We start from the raw sequence: 19,184 nt of genomic DNA, 5'->3' as shown, positions 1-19,184 counted from the left end.
GTCGTCGCGGGACCGGAGTGTCCGGGACCCGCAACGACTCACGTCTCGGGAACTGCTCGGAGGTTACGCGCGCGCGGCCTCGGCGACCGACCGGGCGGCGGCGAGGCCGGCCGAGAGGTCGGCCTTCAGGTCGTCGATGTTCTCCAGGCCGACCGAGAGGCGCACCAGGCCGGGCGTGACGCCCGCGGTGAGCTGCTGCTCGGGGGTCAGCTGCGAGTGCGTGGTCGATGCCGGGTGGATGACGAGGCTGCGCACGTCGCCGATGTTGGCGAGGTGGCTGAACAGCGCGAGGTTGTCGACGAGCGCGCGGCCCGCGTCCACCCCGCCCTTGAGCTCGAACGAGAGCACCGCGCCGACGCCCTTGGGGGCGTACTTGTTGGCGGCGGCGTACCAGGGGCTGGTGGGCAGGCCCGAGTAGTTGACCGTGGCGACGTCGGGATGCGCCTCCAGGAACTCCGCGATCTCCTGCGCGTTCTGGGTGTGGCGCTCGACGCGCAGCGAGAGCGTCTCGATGCCCTGGATGAGCTGCCAGGCGCTGGCAGGGGCGATCGCCGAGCCCAGGTCGCGGAGCAGCTGCACGCGCGCCTTGATGATGTAGGCGATCCCGTCGCCGACCGCGGCGGTGTAGCTGGCGCCGTGGTACGACGGGTCCGGCTCGGTGAGGCCCGGGAACTTCTCGACGTTCTTCGACCACTCGAAGCGGCCGCCGTCGACGACGATGCCGCCGATGACGGTGCCGTGGCCGCCCAGGAACTTCGTGGCCGAGTGCACGACGATGTCGGCGCCGTGCTCGAACGGGCGGATCAGGTACGGGGTCGCGATCGTGTTGTCCACGATGAGCGGCACACCGGCCTCGTGCGCGACGTCGGCGACGAGCGCGATGTCGAGGATGTTGATCTTGGGGTTTCCGATGGTCTCGGCGAAGAAGAGCTTGGTGTTCGGGCGGACCGCGCGGCGCCATTCCTCGGCGTCGTCCTGGTTCTCGACGAACGTGGTCTCGATGCCGAGCTTGGCCAGCGTGTACTTGAAGAGGTTGTACGTGCCGCCGTAGATCGAGCTCGACGAGACGATGTGGTCGCCGGCCTGGGCGATGTTCAGCACCGCGAACGTCTCCGCGGCCTGGCCCGAGGCGACGAGGAGGGCGCCGGTGCCCCCTTCGAGCGCGGCGACGCGCTCCTCGACGACGGCCTGGGTCGGGTTCTGGATGCGGGTGTAGATGTTGCCGAACTCCGCGAGGGCGAACAGGTTCTTGGCGTGCTCCGCGTTGTTGAAGACGTAGGAGGTGGTCTGGTAGATCGGCGTGGCCCGGGCGTTCGTCACGGGGTCGGGCGCAGCGCCGGTGTGGATCTGCTTGGTCTCGAACTGCCAGTCGGCGGCGTCGGTCATGGCGTAGCTCCTTCGGGTGAAAATCGTCGAGCGGCCCTGCCACCGCCTCCCTGCCAGGGTAGAGGGCGCCTCGCAGGGCGGCAACGCGCCCGAAACACGCCGTAACCCGTGAGAATGGGATCCATGAGCAGACGTGTGGTCGTGACGGGAGCGAGTTCGGGCATCGGGGCGGCGGCGGTCCGCCTGTTCCGCGAACGGGGCTGGGATGTCGTGGGCGTCGCCCGCCGCGCGGACCGGCTGCGCGCGCTGGCGGACCAGACCGGGGCCGACGTGTTCGCCGCCGACCTCACGAAGCAGAACGACGTCGACGCGCTCCGCGACCATCTCGCGGCCACGGGGAGCGTGCACGCCCTCGTCAACAACGCCGGCGGGGCGAAGGGGCTCGACTCGGTCGAGGGCTCGAGCGTCGACGACTGGGCCTGGATGTACGAGATCAACGTGCTCGGCACCAAGCGCGTGATCAGCGCGCTGCTGCCGCTGCTGCGCGCGGGCGCGGCCGAGACCGGCCATGCCGACATCCTCAACCTCACCTCCATCGCCGGCCATCAGGCGTACGTCGGCGGCGGAGGCTACAACGCCGCGAAGTTCGCACAGCACGCGCTGACGGAGGTGCTGCGGCTCGAGCTCAACGGCGAGCCCATCCGGGTCGTCGAGGTCGCGCCCGGAATGGTCGCGACCGAGGAGTTCTCCCTGGTGCGCTTCGGCGGCGACAAGGAGAAGCGCGACGCGGTCTATGAGGACGTTCCCGAGCCGCTCAGCGCGGAGGACATCGCCGAGACCATCGTGCACGCCCTGGAGCTGCCGCGGCACGTCGACCTCGACCTCATCGTGGTGAAGCCCGTCGCCCAGGCCGCCCCGTACCGCTTCCACAAGGGCCCGCTGCAGGTCAGGGAGGGCTGAGGCGTGGGCGACGACGCCGGGCGCGAGCGCTGGGAGCGGGCGACCGCCTGGCCCGCCGTGGTCGCCAGCGTCGTCTTCCTGATCGCCTACAGCTGGGAGATCCTCGACGCGCGCCCGGCACGGTGGTTGCACGCGCTGCTCGTGGGGGTTCTCCTGGCTGTCTGGCTGTTCTTCCTGGTCGACTACGTGATCCGGTTCGCGCTCGCCGACGACAAGGCGCGCTTCGTGCGCCGCAACAAGGTCGATCTGCTCTCGGTGTTTCTGCCGATGGCGCGGCCGTTCCGGCTGCTGACCGGGCTGAGCCGTATCCACGGCTTCCGCGGCGACTCCCCCGCCCACGTGCGACGACGGGTGCTGGTGATCGCGGGAGCCTTCGTCGTGATGTTCATCTACACGATCTCCCTCGCCGTGTACCGCGCCGAACGCTACGCGCCGGGCGGCAACATCCACAGCTTCGGCGATGCCGTCTGGTGGGCGTGCGTCACGATGGCGACCGTCGGCTACGGCGACTACTACCCGGTGACGATCACCGGCCGTGTCCTCGCCGTGGTCTTGATGATCGGCGGCATCGCCATCGTCGGCACCGCGAGCGCCACGGTCGTCTCCTTCCTCAACGAGCGGACGCAGTACCTCAGCCACGACCACTCGAGCCCGCGCGAACTCGGCCGCGAGCTGCCGCTGCCCGGAGACCCGGGTGAGGAGGATTCCCGGGATGCGACACGGCCGGACGCCGACAGGTAGTCCCGCCGGCCGCCCGGCCGTCGTCGCTGGAGGCTACTCGCCGGCCGTCGTCGCCGGGGACGTCGGTCGCTCGACGCGCGTCGCGGTGCCCGGAGCTGCAGCGCCGAGCGCGGTCGCGCCGAGCGCCCCTCCCGCGAGGGAGCCGAGGATCGCCCCCAGGTCGAGACCGGTCAGGTCTTTGACGACCTTCGGCACCTCGCTCGTCACCTGGCCGATCGTCTTGGTGACCGCGGACGCGCCCTCGGTGCTGATGACCGTGAGGTTGTCGATATTGCCCAGCGGCTCCGCGACGGCCCGCGTGATCTCGGGCAGGCGGTCGATGATCTCGGACGCCAGGCCCGCCTCCCCGAACTTCCGCAACGCCTCGGCCTTGGCGTCGGTGGCCCGTGCCTCCGCGAGACCCTCGGCCTCGATCGCCGAAGCCCGCGCCTCGCCGTCCGCACGCACACCGGCGGCGAGCGCGATCTGCCGGTCGCGCTCCGCCTCACCGGCGAGGCGGACGGACTCCGCGGCAGCCTGGGCGTCCTGCACGGCGGCGACCTTGTTGGCCTCGGCGATCGTGCGGCGCTTGTAGGCGTCGGCCTCGGTGGCGGCGTTGGCCGCGTCGCGCTCGGCCTGGGCGCGCTGGACCGTCGCGTACGCGTCGGCCTCGGCGGGCTTGCGCACCTCGATGTCGAGACGCTCCTGCTCCACCTTCGCCTTCTCGGCGAGGGCGTCGCGCTCCTGCGTCGCGACCAGCTTCTGCTGCTCGGCCTGCGCGAGCTGCCCCGCCGCCTCCGCCTCGGCGTTGGCACGATCGGTCTCGGCCTTGATCGTGGCCTGCTTGAGGCTCAGCGCCTTCTGGCGCTCGGCGATCTGCTCGGCGGCGTCGATGCGGGCGAACTCGCTGGCGCGCGCGGTCTCGACCTCGCGGATCTCGGCGTTCTGCTTGGCGAGCGCGGCCTCCGCGCGGCCCAGGTCGGCGAGGTAGTTGGTGCCCGGGGTGGAGATGTCGGAGATGTTGAGCAGGTCGACCTGGAGGCCCTGCTCGGCGAGGTCGACCTTGGTCGCCTCGACGACCGCCTCCGACAGCGCGTTGCGGTTCGAGATGATGTCTTTGACGGGCATGTTGCCGATGATCGAGCGCAGGGAGCCCTCGAGGGACTGCTGGATGATCTCGGTCAGCGAGTTCTGCTGCGAGAGGAAGCGCTGCGCGGCGCGGCGGACGCCCTCCGGCGTCCCCGAGACCTTGAAGTTGACGCTGGCCTGGATGGCCAGCTTGATGAAGTTCGCGTCGACGCCCTCGACCACGATGCCGATCTGGCGCTGTTCGAGCGAGATCGCGAAGCCCTGCTGCAGGATCGGCCAGATGAACACGCGGCCGCCGATGACGACACGCTGGCCGCCCTCGTGCTCGCCGGATGCCACCGCTGCGGCCGACGCGCGCCCGGCGCCGCGGCCGACGATGACGAGCGCCTCGTTGGGGGCCACGCGCCGGATCCGGCTGGCGATGAAGAGGAAGACCGCGAGGACGGCGACGATGATGCCGACGACCGCGATGATGCCGGCGATGGAGGAGGGAGTGTTCATGTCTCAGTCCTTCTCAGGGTCGGTGGATGCGGGGATGGAGGCGGACGCGAGCCGTGCGACCTTCACCCGGGCGCCGTGGGATTCCACCACCCGGATGACGGTGCCGGCCGGGATCTCCTCATCGGAGTAGGCCAGCCGCGCCTCGAGCTCGTGGGGCCCGTCGAGGCTGACCTCGCCTCCGTTCGGCGTCACGCGCGTACGCGTCACGCCGGTGAGGTCGGAGGGATCGGATGGGGTGCCGTCCTCGCTGCTCTGGAAACGGCGCACCAGCAACTGCACGCCGATGAGCGTCACGACGCCGGCTGCCGCAGCGATCAGGTACGCGAAGCCGACCGGCCAGTCGTTGGCCAGCACCAGCAGCCCGGACGCGCCGAAGATCGTGAGGCCGGCGCCGAGCCCGGTGCCGGAGAGCGCGCCGTCGAGCAGGTCGAGCAGCTCCCCGAAGAGCATCGAGATCAGCAGCAGGGCCAGCCCCACGCCGCCGATGATCAAGAAGACGATCATGATCCGCCCACCCCGCAACACGTGTAAAGACTTTCATCGTTTTGAAAGCCGAGTCCCAGGAAGCCTACAGCACCGCTGGCGACGTAACAGAGCGCGGACGCCCCTCCCGCTCCGCGAGAATGAACCTATGGAGTGGCAGACATCCGCCGACACGGCCCCGTCGAGTTTCATCACGGAGGCCCAGGCGCGCTCGCTGCTCGGCAAGCCTCCGGCCAGCGGCGCGTGGAAGGAGACCGACCCGCCGGCGGGCAGGCGGTTCGCCGGGATCGGGGCGTTCGCGTTCGAGAGCGGCGAATCCCTCCCCTACGTGCGGATCGCCTACGAGACCTGGGGCGAGCTCTCTCCCGCCGGCGACAACGCCGTACTGGTGCTGCACGCGCTGACGGGCGACAGCCACGCGGTCGGGCCGGCCGGACCCGGGCAGCAGACCGCGGGCTGGTGGTCCGGGATCGTCGGCCCCGGCAAGGCGATCGACACGGACCGCTGGTTCGTCGTCGTCCCGAACATGCTCGGCGGCTGCCAGGGCACCACCGGACCGGCCTCCATCGCCCCCGACGGCGCCGAGTGGGGCCCGCGCTTCCCGTTCACCACCATCCGGGACCAGGTGAACGCGCAGGCCGCGTTCGCCGACGCGCTCGGCATCGACCGTTGGGCGGCCGTCGTCGGCGGCTCGATGGGCGGCATGCAGGCTCTGGAGTGGGCGGTGTCGTTCCCGGAGCGGGTCGAGCGCCTGGCGGTGCTCGCCGCTCCCCCGTTCTCGACGGCCGACCAGATCGCGCTCAACTCGGTGCAGATCGAGGCCGTGCGAACCGACCCGCTGTTCCGGGGCGGCCTCTACTACGACGCCGGCGACGGCGACGGCCCCTCGCAGGGGCTGGCCCTCGCGCGCCGCATGGCCCTCCTCAACTACCGCAGCCCGTCCGAGCTCAACGCGCGCTTCGAGCGCACGTGGCAGAGCGGCATCAGCCCCCTCGGCGGCGGCGGCCGCTTCGCCGTCGAGTCCTACCTCGACTTCCACGGCAACAAGTTCACCCGGCGATTCGACGCGAACAGCTACATAACCCTGGTGCAGGCGATGAACTCGCACGACATCGGCCGCGACCGGGGAGGCGTCGCCGCCGCCCTGGCACGGGTGACCGCGCGCACGCTCGTGCTCGGGATCGACAGCGATCGCCTGTTCCCGGTCGAGGGGCAGGAGGTCATCGCCTCCCACCTGCCCGACACGATCGACGGTAGAGTTCCTGTGGTGATCCGGTCGGACTTCGGTCACGACGGGTTCCTGATCGAAGACGACGCCGTCAGCGAGCACCTGAGGCGCCTGTTCGCGTCCTGAGCGGAACGGAGGAGGATGTCGCGCATCCAGAAGGAGCGTGATCGGCTCCTCGCCGCGACGGCCCGCACCGTCGGACTGACCGCGAGCGCGACCGCCCTCGTCTGCCTCAGCATCCCGGGGACCCTGCCTCTGCCCCTCTACCTCGCCTCCCTGGTGCTCCTCGCGTGCCTGGCATACGCGCAGTTCCAGCTCGCCGGGCTCGCGCGCTCCGCGCTCTGGATGTGCGTCATCGTGGTGGCCGGCACCGCCATCATCCTGCTGAACCTCCTGCCGATGACCCCGCTCGGCCCGTCCGCGCTGAGCACGGTGGGCGTCGTGGGCGCCGTCGGCATCGCCTGCTTGTCGGTGCAGTCGGTGACCTCCCGCTCCGGCCTGGCGCTCCTGATCGCGGCCGCCGCCGTCACCGTCGCCGCTGCGGTCACGACCCTGCTCGTGACCGGGTCCCGGCTCGCCGAGCCGCTGCTGCTGATCGGCGCCGGCTGGGTCGCCCTCACCGCGACCGGCGTGTGGCTGTCACGCACCGTCCCCCGCACTCTCAAGCGCATCTCGACGATGAGCCGCGCGTACCGCGTCGAACGCCAGGCCAGCGAGACGGAGGCGCGCCGCCGCCAGGGAGCCCGGCTGCTGCACGACACGGTGCTCGCGACTCTCACGTTGCTCGCCCACTCGGGTGTCGGCGTCAGCGTCGCCGCCCTGCGCGAGCAGGCGGCGGAGGACGCCGCCCTGCTGCGCCAGCTGCGCCTCGGCTTCACACCCGACCCCACGCGCTCCGGCGACTACCGGCTGAAACCGGTGGAGGAGTCGACCCTGGGCAACACGCTGGAGTCCGTGAAGCAGCGTTTCCGCCGCATGGGCCTGGAGGTCAACTGGCACGGCTCGGGGCAGGTGCTGCTGCCCAGCGATGTGCTCGACTCGTTCCTGCTCGCCCTGGGGGAGTGCCTCGAGAACGTGCGCCGTCACTCCGGCGTCAACGAGGCCCACGTGACCATCACGGATGACGAGACGACCGTGCGCGCCATGGTCACCGACGCGGGCAAGGGCTTCGACGTCGCGACCATCGAGGAGGGCCGGCTGGGCTACACGGAGTCGATCGTCGCGCGACTGCGCGACGTGGGGGGCAACGCCCGGCTCTTCTCCTCCCCCGGCAGCGGGACGACCGTGGTGCTGGAGGTCCCGAAGTGAGACGCGTCGACGAGGCCACCATGTCGCGCTCGCCGCTCGGGCGGCCGGGCGGCGACGAGCGCGACGCCCTCGGCCGCGCGCGGCTCGATCTCGGCTTCAACATCGCATCGCTGGCGCTCATCGCGTTCCTGCTCGTCCTGTTCGTGCTGAACTTGAGCGCGTATCCGGTGCTGCCGCTGGGGATCTCGGCGTGGGCGCTCATCGCGGCGACGCTCGTCGCCGCGCTCGTGCTCCGCTTCCGGCTCCCGGAGGAGCTCCCACTGTGGCTCTTCGTCAGCGCGCTGGTGCTGTGGGCGGCCGCCGTCGCCCTCGACATCGCCGGCACCTCCTCGCCCGCCTGGGTGCCGCTGACCGCCGCGGCCGCGGTGGGACCGTCGCTCCTGCTCTGCGTGCCGGTGCGCCCGCCCCGTGACATCGTGATCGCCTCCGCAGCACTCGGGCTGGTGCTCGCCGCCGTACTGGCCGTGCGCTCCGAGGGCGACATCCGGATGCTCGGTCCGGGCGCCGTGACGATAGCGATCGCCGTCGGCCCTCCCCTGATCAGCGTGCAGATCATCCGCTCCCTGCGCACGCTCGTGCAGCTGGAGCTCGACCTCGTGCAGGTGCAGAGCACCGTGTCGTCCCCCGGCTACGCGGTCGGGATGATGGCCTCCGAGGAGCTCGCCCGTCTCGACCTCGCCGCCGAGCGCCTCCTCGACGGGGTCGCGACGGGCCGCACCCCGCTTCCGCTCGATGAGGCGACCGCCGACACCGCGGCCACCATCGCGACCGAGCTGCGCCTCCACCTCATCCAGGGCCGAAAGGAGACCTGGCTCTACCACGCCGTCACGGAGTCCGCCCTGCTCGGCCCGACCGTGATGCTCAGCGATCCGGAGGGCCTCGCGGCCGGTCTGACCCGCGACCAGCGCGACGGCCTCCTCACCGCCGTCTGGCTGCTCATCAGCGACCCGGTCCGGGCGGGCGCTGGCCAGGCGCGCAGCCTGTCGCTCGACCTCTCCCGCCCCGCGGTCGAGCAGCCGGGCGCTCCCACGTCCGGCACGAGGATGACGATCTCGATCGCGACTACCGGTGTGCCGCGAAACGGGGTAGACCCCGCAGCGTGGCAAGCTATCCGTAAAGTGGGTCGATTCGTCGAGTCGTTCTCGGGCTCGACGCTCCGGATCGACATCACGACCGTCAGCGACGCCACGGCCGACCCGACCTGACCGGCCGACCGCATCAGAACCGAAGAGAGGCTGCTCGTGAGCGAGGCTCCCCCCATCAGAATCGCCATCGTGGACGATCACAAGATGCTGCTCGGTGCTCTGACAGAATGGATCCGCAACGCCGCGGACGACATCAACATGGTCGCGGCCGTCGCCAGCTGGCCCGAGCTGCTGACCCACCCGGAGTTCCCGGTCGACGTGGTGCTGCTCGACCTCGATCTCAAAGACAACATCCCCGTCTCGCTCAAACTGTCGACCCTCAAGACGACCGGCGTGCGCACCGTGCTCATGAGCACGTACTCGGAGCCCGCCGTGGTGCGCGAGGCCCTCGCCGCCGGTGCGCTCGGCTACCTCGTGAAGAGCGAGGATGCCGAGATGATCGTCGAGGCGATCCGCGCCGCCAGCACTGGCGAGTCGTTCATCTCGGCCGAGCTCGACCTGGCGCTCAACGCCGGCGAGGTCGGGGGCGCGCCCAAGCTGAGCGCCCAGGAGCGTCGGGTCATGGCTCTCTACGGCGCGGGCGAACCCGTGAAGGCGGTCGCGTTCCAGCTCGGCATCTCGGACGAGACCGCCAAGAGCTACCTCAAGCGCATCCGCGAGAAGTACCGTGTGGCCGGCTACGACGTCGGCACCAAGGTCGCCCTGCGCAAGCGCGCCATCCAGGACGGCATCCTGCTCCAGAACGACTGACCCTCGGACCGGGCGCCGCGTTCCGCCGTCACGGCGCTCAGTCGATCGGGACCGTGGGACGCTGCGCGTGCACGACGCCGGTGTCCACCCCGCGGTGGACGCGGGAGCGATCGATGCCGAACGAGATCACTGCGAGGACGATGCCCGCGACGGCGAGCACCGCGCCCACGGCGACCGGCGACAGGTAGCCGAGACCGGCGGCGATCGTCAGGCCGCCGAGGGCCGCGCCCGACGCGTTGGCGATGTTGAGCGCCGAGTGGTTGAGCGCCGCCGCGATCGACTGGCTGTCGTGCGCGACGTCCATCAGACGGGTCTGGATGGTCGGCGACAGCGCCGAGGCCGCCGCCGCGATCACGAACACCGAGATCAGCAGCCCGGCGAGCGTCGCCGCCGAGAAGAACAATGCCGCCAGTCCGACCAGCAGCACGGCGAAGAACAGCATCATGCTGCGCTCGACGCTGTGGTCCGCCATCCGACCGCCCAGGATGTTGCCGACGGTCATGCCGATGCCGATCAGGATGAGCACGAGCGGCACCGCGGACTCGGACAGCCCGGTGACTGTCGTCACCATCGGGGAGATGTACGTGTAGACCGCGAAGAATCCGCCGAATCCGATCGCACCGATCAGCAGGGCGAGCCAGACCTGCAGGCGCCCGAACGCGCGGAGCTCGTTGCGCAGGGTCGCCTTCGGGTCGCCGGCCTGCCATGGCACCAGGAAGGCGACGGCGGCGAACGTCAGCGCGAAGATCGCAGCGACCACGAGGTAGGCGATGCGCCAGTTCGTCGTCTGGCCCACCCACGTGATGAACGGGACGCCGATCACATTGGCGATCGTGAGCCCGGAGAGCACGAAGGCCACGCCCTGCCCGCGTTTGCCCGGCCCCATGAGCGAGGCCGCGACGAGCGACGCGATGCCGAAGTAGGCGCCGTGGGGTAAGGCGGAGACGAATCGGGCGACCAGCACCGTCCCGAACGTCGGAGCGAGTGCGGAGGCGATCGTGCCGAGCGTGAACGCGACCAGCAGCCAGAGGAGCAGCCTCTTGCGCGGCAGCCGCGCCGCGACGGCCGCGATGGTGGGCGCGCCGACGACGACGCCCAGCGCGTACGCCGAGATGATCCATCCCGCTTGCGCGATCGCGTCGGTGGACGACGCGGCGTACAGCTGCGGCAGGAGGTCGTGCGCGATATTGGGCAGCAGCCCCATCGCGACGAACTCGGTGGAGCCGATGCCGAACCCGCCGAGGGCGAGGGCCAGCAGCGCAAGACGGGTACGGGCCGACGACAGCTGCGTCGGCCCGTCGATTCCGGGATTCACTCCGACAGCATATATCGAATCGTTTCGACCGGACGTACACACCTCGAGGTTCACGTGGTTGCGCTCACGACGCCGGGATAGGCGCAATAAGGTGAACCTCGGCGGACGGGAGCCCTACTGGGCGTCGAGCGCGGCCTCGAGGCGCTCGAGCTTGCCGTCGAGCTCGCCGGTGTGGCCGGGGCGGATGTCGGCCTTCAGCACGAGGGAGACGCGGGAGCCGTAGGCGCCGACGGCCTCGGTGGCGCGCTTGACGACATCCATCACCTCGTCCCACTCCCCCTCGATCTCGGTGAACATCGACGAGGTGCGGTTGGGGAGGCCCGATTCGCGGACGACGCGGACGGCGGCGGCGACGGCGTCGTGCACGGAATCGGAACCGCCCGGGCCGCCGCTCGGTGCGACGGAGAACGCGACGATCATGGTGTCTCCTCTCGTAGTGCCGCTCCTGCCACCGGGGCGACGGGAGCGCGGAACGGCCAGACGCGGGTCGGGACGGTGTCGTACACGGCCTCGGCGGCGTGACGCGTCCGCCACAGCGCTGCGATCGCCCAGCCCAGGATCACGAAGTACATCAGGTTGCGCACCGTCAGCACGGCGACGAGGCCCGGATCGGGGATGAGCAGCCAGTCGTACAGGAAAGGGTAGAAGACCTGGGTCAGCCCGGCCGTGATCAGGACGAGGATCGCGGGGGTGCGGAAGCCCTTGCCCTGGTAGACCAGCCCGATCACGATCGGGGCGGCCAGCCACGTGACGTACTGCGGCGACCCGACCTTGTTGAACGCGATCAGTGCCGTGACGATGGCGAGCGACAGCTCGGGCAGGATCCGCGTGTACGGCGTCCCGCGGTGGAGCGCGCGCACGCCGAGCAGGGCGACCACCACGCCGGTGATCGCGAGCAGCGGGTTCATCAGGGAGCCCGCGAGCTCTGTGCCGGCTCCGCTCACCTGGAACGTGACGAGCTCTCGGTCGTAGTACACGGCGGCACCTGGCACGTGGAAGGCGGCCTGCCACATCCAGAAGGTGCTGACCGGCGCCTCGATCTGGATGCCACGACCGGTCTGCATCGTGATGAAGCTCGCCAGGTGCATCCCGGCTCCGAAGATCAGCGGGACGGCGACGATGACGGCGGTGGTCACGAGGGCGACCACGACGATGTGCCAGCGGCTCTTGAGCGCGACGACCGCGGCGACGAGCACGGCGGCGGGCCACACCTTGATCCACGTGGCGACCGTCAGCACGACGACCGCAGCGCGCTCGTGCACGGCGAGCCACAGCAGTCCGACGATGGCGAGCGCGGCGGCGACCGAGTCGAGCCGGCCGAGGGCCACCGGGCCGAGAAGAAGCAGGAAGCCCAGCCACCACCACGCGGCGACGATGCGGCGCCGGTCGCGGCCGACGACGAGCGCTGCGAAGGCGGCCGCGTCGAGCAGCAGGACGAGGGTGAGCCAGCCGCCCACGTAGTTGTCCGCCCCGAGCAGCAGCGGCAGCATGATGGGCACCAGCGCCCCGAAGGGGTACACCCAATCGGCGTTCACCCCGACGATCTCGGTCCCCTGGGCGGCCATCAGCGCCCACGGCTTGTAGACGAAGTACACGTCGCCGAGGCCCTTGCCCTGGTGCAGGGCGAGCGCCCCGATGACGAGGTGGACGAGCAGGAACCCGATCCAGAGCGCCAGCGGATGGGAGAGCGCCCGGCGGAGGCCGCCGGGGGCGGATTCCGGAGTCGTCGACGCCGATATCGGCGGCGCGTCCATCCCCATGCCGCTCATCCTAGGGGATGCCTCAGGCCCCGCCCCTGGGAGCACGGCCGCGCTCCCTGAGAAGATCGCGGATCACGGCGGGGACGGCCTCGGCGATGTCGAGGGCGGCGATGGGGCCGCCGTCGGAGGCACGCTCCCCCGCGCGCCCGTGCACCCACGCGGCGGTGGCGGCGAGCGCGGCGAGGGCCTCGTGGCCGCCCGATCCGATCTCGTCGGCGTGGGTGGCGAGCAGCGCACCGAGGATGCCGCCCAGCACATCCCCACTGCCCGCGGTCGCGAGCCAGGCCGGTCCGGCGCTCACCGTATAACGGGAGCCGGACGGCACGGCGATGTGCGTGGTGTGCCCCTTGAGGAGCACAGTGACCCCCAGGCTGCGGGCGGCGCGCTCCGCCCAGGCGGCCGGGTCTGCGGCGATCTCGGCGGCGGTGACCGCATCGGAGTCGTCGTCGGCACGGGCCGCGAGCATTCCGGCCAGTTCCCGGTAGTGCGGTGTGACGACGACCGGCGCGGAGGCGGAGCGCACCAGGTCGAGCGCCCCCGCGTCCACGACGACGGGCGTGCCGTCGGCGAGCGCCGCGCGCAGCCGCAGGAGGTCGTCGGAGGGACGCGCGCTCGCGTCCATCCCCGAGCCGATCAGCCAGGCCTGTACGCGTCCGCCCGCCGACACCGTCTCCGGGCGGCGCCGCAGCACCTCCTCCGCCGGCCGCGGCGCGCCGAGGTAGCGGACCATCCCCACCCCCGTGCGAGCGGCGGCCTCGACGCCCAGCACGGCCGCGCCCGGGTAGCGGTCGGAGCCGGTGACGACCCCGAGCACCCCGCGGGAGTACTTGTCGCTGTCCTCCCCCGGGACGGCGATCCATCCAGCGGAGTCCGCCTCGCCCCACTGCCGAACCTGCGTCCCGCGCACCTCGTTCATCGCACCTCCACCCCTCAACGATAGGTTCTCCTCCCGCGATAGGTTGAAGTCATGGGCATCCACATCCCCGGCAGGGTCGTCGTCTTCGACTACGGCGAGGTCATCTCGGTCACACCGTCGGAGGAGGACCGCGCCGCCCTGGTGGAGCTGGCCGGCGGCGACGGCGAGGTCTTCTGGCCCGCGTACTGGCGGCACCGGCACGATCTCGACCAGGGCACCCTCGGAATCCAGCAGTACTGGCGCGGCATCGAACGCGAGCTCGGCGAGCAGTGGGAGGACGAGCGCGTCCACCGGCTGTGGCTGGCCGATTTCCGCAGCTGGCTCACCATCGACCCCGGCACGCTCGAGGTGCTGCTCGACCTCCGGGCGGGCGGCACGCGACTGGCGCTTCTCTCGAACGCGGGGCGCGACTTCGGCTCCTACTTCCGCCACGGGACGCTCGGCGACCTGTTCGAGCAGGTGTTCGTCAGCGGCGAGCTCGGGACGATCAAGCCCGACGCGGCGATCTTCCGGCACGTGCTGGAGGCCCTCGACGTGACGGCCGAGCAGGCGGTCTTCATCGACAACAAGGAGGAGAATGTGCGCGGCGCGGAGGCGGTCGGCATCGCCGGCCACGTCTTCACGACGGCAGCGGATCTCCGGGCATATCTCGAGACACTGGCGGCTGAGAGCACACGATGACTACTCTCTTCGATCCCTTCACCGTGCGCGGCGTGACCGTCCGCAACCGCCTGTGGACGTCCCCGATGTGCCAGTACTCGGTGCTCGACCACTCGGGCGTCCCGCAGCAGTGGCACCTCGTGCACCTCGGCTCGATCGCCGCCGGCGGCAGCGGCATCGTCTTCACGGAGGCGACCTCCGTCAGTCCCGAGGGCCGCATCTCACCCCGGGACACCGGCATCTGGACCGACGAGCAGGCGGACGCCTGGCGTCCGATCGTCGACTTCATCGCATCGCAGGGCGCGGTGCCCGGCATCCAGCTCGCCCACGCCGGCCGCAAGGCGTCGAGCTGGCCCGCGTGGGGCTTCGAGGACCGCACGGGGTCCGTCCCCGTCGCCGAGGGCGGCTGGCAGACGGTGGCCCCCTCCGCCGAGGCCTTCGGCGACCTGGACGTGCCGGGCGCCCTCGATCTCGCCGGCATCGAGAAGATCGTGGACGACTTCCGCGCCGGAGCGCGCCGCGCCGTCGACGCCGGCTTCCGCATCCTGGAGCTGCACGCGGCGCACGGCTACCTCCTCCACCAGTTCCTCTCCCCGCTCGCCAACCACCGGGAGGACGAATACGGCGGCTCACTGGAGAACCGCGCTCGCCTGCTGCTGCGCATCGTCGCCGCGGTGCGCGAGGAGGCCGGCGCCGGCGTCCCCCTGTTCGTCCGTTTCTCCGGCAGCGACTGGACGCCGGGAGGCTGGGACGAACAGCAGACCGCGACCGTCGCCGGCTGGGCGCAGGAGGCCGGGGCCGACTTCTTCGACATCTCCTCCGGCGGCATCCAGACCGGCATCCGCATCCCCCTCGGCCCGGGCTACCAGGTCCCGTTCGCCGAGCACGTCCGTGCCTCCGCCGAGGTCGACGTGAGCGCGGTCGGCCTCATCACGACGCCGCAGGAGGCGGCCGACATCGTCGAGAGCGGCGCCGCGGACGCCGTGATGCTCGCCCGCGAGATCCTGCGCGACCCGCACTTCCCCCTGCGGGCCGCGCACGAACTGGGTGTCGAGGTGGACTACTGGCCCGCGCAGTACCTGCGCGCGCAGTGGCGGCGCTGAGGACTACGACCGCCGGGTCGCGTCCTGCACCTCGCCGACGAGCTCCTCGATGATGTCCTCGAGGAACAGCACGCCGGCCGTCTCGCCCTCGGCGTCGACGACGCGGGCCAGGTGGCTGCCCGAGCGGCGCATCGTCGCGAGGGCGTCCTCCAGGTCGCTGTCCACGAAGACCGTGACGAGCCGGCGTACCCGCTTGGCGGGCACGGGGAGCTCGAAGCCGGTCTCCTCGAGGTCGAGCACATCCTTGAGGTGCAGGTAGCCGGTGGGCTCGCCGTCGGCGTCCGGGACCACGTAGCGCGAGAAGCCGTGCTTGGTCACAGCGCGCTCGACGTCCGCCGGCGTGGGCGACGCGGGCAGGGAGACCAGCGTCTCCGGCAGGACCATGACGTCGCGCACCTTCTTCTCGGTGAACTCGAACGCCGCGGTGAGCGCGCCTGTGCGGTCCATCAGGACGCCCTCGCGCGTCGACTGGCTCACGATCGTCGCGACCTCGTCCAGCGTGAACGTGCTCGCCGCCTCGTCCTTGGGCTCCACGCGGAAGAGGCGCAGCACGCCGTTCGCGGTCGCGTTCAGGGCGACGATGATCGGGCGCACGGCCCGGCCGACGGCGACCAGCGGAGGGGCGAGGAGCAGCGCGGCGCGATCGGGCATCGAGAACGAGATGTTCTTCGGCACCATCTCGCCGAACACCACGTGCAGGAACGACACCAGCACCAGCGTCACGATGAACGCGACCGTGCCGATGACCTCCTCCGACCATCCGGTCGCGTGGAGGGGCACCTCCAGTAGGTGGTGGATGGCCGGCTCGGACACGTTCAGGATGAGCAGCGAGCAGACCGTGATGCCGAGCTGTGTGGTCGCGAGCATGAGCGTCGCGTGCTCCATGGCGTAGAGCGCGGTCTTGGCACTGCGCTTTCCGCGCTCGGCCAGCGGCTCGATCTGCGAGCGGCGCGCGGAGATGACGGCGAACTCGGCGCCGACGAAGAAGGCGTTGACCAGCAGCAGGATCACCAGCCAGAGGATTCCCACCCAGTCACTCATGGCGAGCCCCCTCTCCGCCCGGGGCGGGGGCCGGGTCCGGCGTGTACCGGATGCGGTCGACGCGCCGCCCCTCCAGGCGCTCGACGCGCAGCGTCCCGCCCTCGATCGCCACCTCGTCGCCCACCTTCGGCAGACGGCCGAGCTCGTTCATGACGAACCCGGCGACGGTCTCGTACGGGCCTTCCTCGGGGACGGTCACACCCGCGCGCTCCTCGAGCTCGTCGGGGCGCAGGATGCCGGGGAAGGTGATGGAGCCGCGGCCGCGCACGACGCCCGCGCGGGTGCGGTCGTGCTCGTCGGCGACCTCGCCCACGATCTCCTCCACGAGGTCCTCGAGGGTGGCGATCCCGGAGGTTCCGCCGTATTCGTCCACGACGACGGCCATCTGGTAGCCGCGGCCTCGCAGCTCGCCGAGGAGCGTCTCGAGGCTCATGGTCTCGGGAACACGGAGCGCGTCGGTCTGCAGAGCCGAGACGGGCACTTTGGCGCGGCGCTCGCGCGGCACCGCGACCGCCTGCTTGACGTGCACGAACCCGACGACGTCGTCGACGTCTTCGTCCACCACCGGGAAGCGCGAGAAGCCCGATGTCCTCGCCAGCCCGATGACCGCCTGGGCCGGATCGGTGCGGCGCACGGTCTCTATCCGGGGGCGCGGCGTCATCACGTCGGAGGCGGTGCGGGTGGAGAACGCGAGGGTGCGGCTGAGGAGAGTCGCGGTGTCGGCCTCCAGCACGCCGGCACTCGCCGAGCGGCGCACCAGGGAGGACAGTTCCTCGGCCGTGCGGGCGCCGGAGAGCTCTTCCTTCGGCTCGATGCCGAGCAGGCGGAGGAAGCCGTTCGCCGTGCCGTTCAGGAGCGCGATGAAGGGGCGGAACACGGTCGTGAACACCGTCTGGAACGGGATGACGAGCTTCGCCGTGGCGAGCGGGAGCGCGAGTGCGAAGTTCTTGGGCACCAGCTCGCCGAGGATCATCGAGAGCAGCGTCGCGACCAGGATGGCCACGATCGTCGCGATCGGCGTCACCGCTGCACCGGGGAGCCCGAGCGCGAGCAGGGGCCCGCGCAGGAGCGAGCTGATCGCCGGCTCCATCGTGTAGCCGGTCAGCAGCGTCGTCAGTGTGATGCCGAGCTGCGCACTGGAGAGGTGCGTCGAGGTGATCTTCAGCGCCGCGATCGTCATGCCGAGGCGGGACTCGCCGCGGGCGCGCCGCGCTTCGAGGTCACCGCGGTCGAGGTTCACCAGCGCGAACTCACTCGCGACGAAGAGGCCGGTGCCGATGGTCAGCAGCAATCCAACGCCGAGCAGGAGCCACTCAGTGAGCACGGTGGTCACCCCGCTCGCGCCGTGACGGCGGATTCGGGAACTGGAATGGGCTACAAGAGGGAGGGTCGTCCATTTCCCGGCAAGTATACCGACGGGATCCGCGCGGACCGGGGCGGATCCGGGGCGGATTCCCAGCGTTCCCCTCAGCCGGGCCCAGCGCTCCCGCAGTGCTGCCGGCTGAGGCGACCGGAAGCCTTGTGCGCCGCCGGCTCCTAGGCCCGCGCCGCGAGCATCGACTCCATCAGCTCGATCTCGGATGTCTGACTGGCGACCACGCCCTGGGCGAAAGTCCGCACCGTCGCGTCCTCGCTGCGCACGAGCACCGCGTCCGCCATCTCGATCGCGCCGCGGTGGTGGGCGATCATCAGCGTGAGGAAGAGCCGCTCGGCATCGACGCCGGTCGCAGTGCGGAGCTGCGCGAGCTGCTCGGGCGTCGCGAGGCCCGGCATCGGCTCCCCGGGTCGGTGCGCGCCGCTGTCGTGCTCGTGGGACCCTGCGGTGGCACCGACCGTCGCCGGCCGCGTCATCCAGGTCATCGACGGCTCGGACGCGGCCTGCGGCAGTCGCCAGCCCGTCAGCCAGCCGTAGAGCTGTCCGGCCTGCTGGCTCTGCGCCGTCGCGATGTCGTACGCGAGGAGGCGCGTCTCGGGGTCGTCGGTGCGGTCGCGCACGATCATCGCCAGTTCGACGCCCTGCTGATGGTGCTCCTGCATGTCGCGGGCGAATCCGGCCTCGGCGCTGGTCGTCCCCGGAGTCCGGGGCGCACCGACGCTCAACCGCCCCGCGGAGAAGGCGAGCACCGCCACGACCGCGACGACCACCAGACCCGCGAGCGCGATCGGCCACGCCCGTCCCGGCGCTCGGCTCATCGGCTAGGAGACCTTGCCGGGAGCGTCGTACGCGCCCGTGCAGGACGCGCCCGGCTCCGGCACCGAAGAGCTCTGCCAGTACGCCTCGAAGAACTTCGCGATGCGCGGGTCGTCCGCCTCCTGCACCTGGAGCTGGACGTTCCATCCGCTCAGCACGATCGGGGCCGGGAGGCCGTCGTACGGCGACAGCACCGCGTACGTGCGCGGCAGCTTGGTCTTCAGCAGGTCGAGCTGCTCCGTCGAGAGGTCGGGCGAATAGGTCACCCAGATCGCGCCGTGCTCGAGCGAGTGGACGGCGTTCTCCTTCGGCACCGGCTGGGTGTAGACGCCGCAGTTGAGCCACATCGGGTTGTGCTCACCACCGGCCGGCGGGTTCTGCGGGTAGTCGACGGCTCCGGTCACGTGACCCGCCGTGTTGTCGAACGTCTTCACTCCCTCGATGGAGATGCTCTTGCCGCCGGCCTCGTAGGTGGCCGCCTTGGGCGCGGTCACGATGATCGTGGTGATGAGCGCGGCGACGGCGACCGCACCGACGATGGCCGACCCGATCCCGATCCAGCGGTTGCGCTTGCGGCGCGCCTGCTCCTTCTTGAACTCCTCCAGCTTGGCCGCGCGGGCCTCTGCCTGCTTCTGCTTGCGGTTCGGGGCGGACGGGGATGGGGTCACGGGTGGGCCTCATTTCGACG

At 70.9% G+C, this 19,184-nt stretch carries 19 protein-coding genes; 8 read left to right on the top strand and 11 right to left on the bottom strand.

Annotation, left to right across the window (positions count from 1 at the left end; translation table 11 throughout):
• Positions 1-63: 63 nt before the first annotated feature.
• A complete protein-coding gene (locus tag LLS1_RS13885) occupies positions 64-1,386 on the bottom strand; it encodes a bifunctional o-acetylhomoserine/o-acetylserine sulfhydrylase (RefSeq protein WP_223360113.1) in 1,323 nt (440 codons plus the stop codon).
• Positions 1,387-1,509: 123 nt separating this feature from the next.
• Between LLS1_RS13885 and LLS1_RS13880 the strand changes: the two genes are divergently transcribed.
• Positions 1,510-2,286: an SDR family oxidoreductase gene (locus tag LLS1_RS13880; RefSeq protein ID WP_226656396.1), complete on the top strand. Its 777-nt coding sequence runs from the start codon at positions 1,510-1,512 to the stop codon at positions 2,284-2,286.
• Positions 2,287-2,289: 3 nt separating this feature from the next.
• Entirely contained in the window at positions 2,290-3,027 is a 738-nt protein-coding gene (locus LLS1_RS13875; protein WP_226656394.1) for a potassium channel family protein, read from the top strand.
• A gap of 33 nt (positions 3,028-3,060) precedes the next feature.
• On the opposite strand, the gene LLS1_RS13870 is transcribed toward LLS1_RS13875, so the two are convergent.
• On the bottom strand, positions 3,061-4,596 hold the full coding sequence (locus LLS1_RS13870; RefSeq protein ID WP_223360110.1) for a flotillin family protein: 1,536 nt from the start codon (positions 4,594-4,596) through the stop codon (positions 3,061-3,063).
• A gap of 3 nt (positions 4,597-4,599) precedes the next feature.
• A complete protein-coding gene (locus LLS1_RS13865) occupies positions 4,600-5,100 on the bottom strand; it encodes an NfeD family protein (protein WP_223360109.1) in 501 nt (166 codons plus the stop codon).
• A 127-nt stretch (positions 5,101-5,227) separates the two neighbouring features.
• Between LLS1_RS13865 and LLS1_RS13860 the strand changes: the two genes are divergently transcribed.
• The 4 genes from LLS1_RS13860 to LLS1_RS13845 are packed head-to-tail and all read left to right on the top strand — an operon-like array spanning position 5,228 to position 9,510.
• Positions 5,228-6,433 carry a homoserine O-acetyltransferase gene (locus tag LLS1_RS13860; protein ID WP_226656392.1) on the top strand — a complete coding sequence of 402 codons (1,206 nt, stop codon included), beginning with the start codon at positions 5,228-5,230 and terminating at the stop codon, positions 6,431-6,433.
• 15 nt (positions 6,434-6,448) lie between these two features.
• Positions 6,449-7,615, top strand: coding sequence for a sensor histidine kinase (locus tag LLS1_RS13855; protein ID WP_226656390.1), 1,167 nt, complete (start codon positions 6,449-6,451; stop codon positions 7,613-7,615).
• Positions 7,612-8,820 (top strand): hypothetical protein, encoded by a 1,209-nt coding sequence (locus LLS1_RS13850; RefSeq protein ID WP_226656388.1) that lies wholly within the window; start codon positions 7,612-7,614, stop codon positions 8,818-8,820. Before LLS1_RS13855 ends, LLS1_RS13850 begins: the two co-directional genes overlap by 4 nt.
• Before the next feature lie 36 nt (positions 8,821-8,856).
• Positions 8,857-9,510 (top strand): response regulator transcription factor, encoded by a 654-nt coding sequence (locus tag LLS1_RS13845; RefSeq protein WP_223360105.1) that lies wholly within the window; start codon positions 8,857-8,859, stop codon positions 9,508-9,510.
• A 37-nt stretch (positions 9,511-9,547) separates the two neighbouring features.
• On the opposite strand, the gene LLS1_RS13840 is transcribed toward LLS1_RS13845, so the two are convergent.
• The 4 genes from LLS1_RS13840 to LLS1_RS13825 all read right to left on the bottom strand — a co-directional run bounded on the left by LLS1_RS13840 (position 9,548) and on the right by LLS1_RS13825 (position 13,501).
• Entirely contained in the window at positions 9,548-10,825 is a 1,278-nt protein-coding gene (locus LLS1_RS13840) for an MFS transporter (protein WP_223360104.1), read from the bottom strand.
• A gap of 114 nt (positions 10,826-10,939) precedes the next feature.
• Positions 10,940-11,245, bottom strand: coding sequence for a thiamine-binding protein (locus tag LLS1_RS13835; protein WP_223360103.1), 306 nt, complete (start codon positions 11,243-11,245; stop codon positions 10,940-10,942).
• On the bottom strand, positions 11,242-12,585 hold the full coding sequence (locus LLS1_RS13830) for a hypothetical protein (protein WP_226656386.1): 1,344 nt from the start codon (positions 12,583-12,585) through the stop codon (positions 11,242-11,244). The genes LLS1_RS13835 and LLS1_RS13830 overlap by 4 nt, the downstream gene beginning before the upstream one ends.
• Before the next feature lie 22 nt (positions 12,586-12,607).
• Entirely contained in the window at positions 12,608-13,501 is an 894-nt protein-coding gene (locus LLS1_RS13825; protein ID WP_226656385.1) for an ADP/ATP-dependent (S)-NAD(P)H-hydrate dehydratase, read from the bottom strand.
• Between the two features lie 51 nt (positions 13,502-13,552).
• On the opposite strand from LLS1_RS13825, the gene LLS1_RS13820 reads away from it, so the two are divergent.
• Positions 13,553-14,182, top strand: coding sequence for an HAD family phosphatase (locus LLS1_RS13820; RefSeq protein ID WP_226656383.1), 630 nt, complete (start codon positions 13,553-13,555; stop codon positions 14,180-14,182).
• On the top strand, positions 14,179-15,264 hold the full coding sequence (locus LLS1_RS13815; protein ID WP_226656381.1) for an NADH:flavin oxidoreductase/NADH oxidase: 1,086 nt from the start codon (positions 14,179-14,181) through the stop codon (positions 15,262-15,264). The genes LLS1_RS13820 and LLS1_RS13815 overlap by 4 nt, the downstream gene beginning before the upstream one ends.
• Positions 15,265-15,267: 3 nt before the next feature.
• Here LLS1_RS13815 and LLS1_RS13810 read toward each other — a convergent pair whose 3' ends face one another.
• The 4 genes from LLS1_RS13810 to LLS1_RS13795 form a co-directional block, all read right to left on the bottom strand.
• A complete protein-coding gene (locus tag LLS1_RS13810; RefSeq protein WP_226656372.1) occupies positions 15,268-16,305 on the bottom strand; it encodes a hemolysin family protein in 1,038 nt (345 codons plus the stop codon).
• Positions 16,298-17,638 (bottom strand): hemolysin family protein, encoded by a 1,341-nt coding sequence (locus LLS1_RS13805; RefSeq protein WP_223360097.1) that lies wholly within the window; start codon positions 17,636-17,638, stop codon positions 16,298-16,300. Before LLS1_RS13805 ends, LLS1_RS13810 begins: the two co-directional genes overlap by 8 nt.
• Before the next feature lie 203 nt (positions 17,639-17,841).
• Complete coding sequence (locus tag LLS1_RS13800; RefSeq protein ID WP_226656370.1) at positions 17,842-18,498, bottom strand: DUF305 domain-containing protein; 657 nt, start codon at positions 18,496-18,498, stop codon at positions 17,842-17,844.
• Between the two features lie 3 nt (positions 18,499-18,501).
• Complete coding sequence (locus LLS1_RS13795; protein ID WP_226656368.1) at positions 18,502-19,164, bottom strand: DUF3105 domain-containing protein; 663 nt, start codon at positions 19,162-19,164, stop codon at positions 18,502-18,504.
• Positions 19,165-19,184 lie beyond the last annotated feature (20 nt).

The sequence above is a fragment of the Leifsonia sp. LS1 genome, assembly GCF_020521355.1.
Lineage (GTDB): Bacteria > Actinomycetota > Actinomycetes > Actinomycetales > Microbacteriaceae > Leifsonia.
This window is presented reverse-complemented; position numbering and strand designations above follow the sequence as displayed.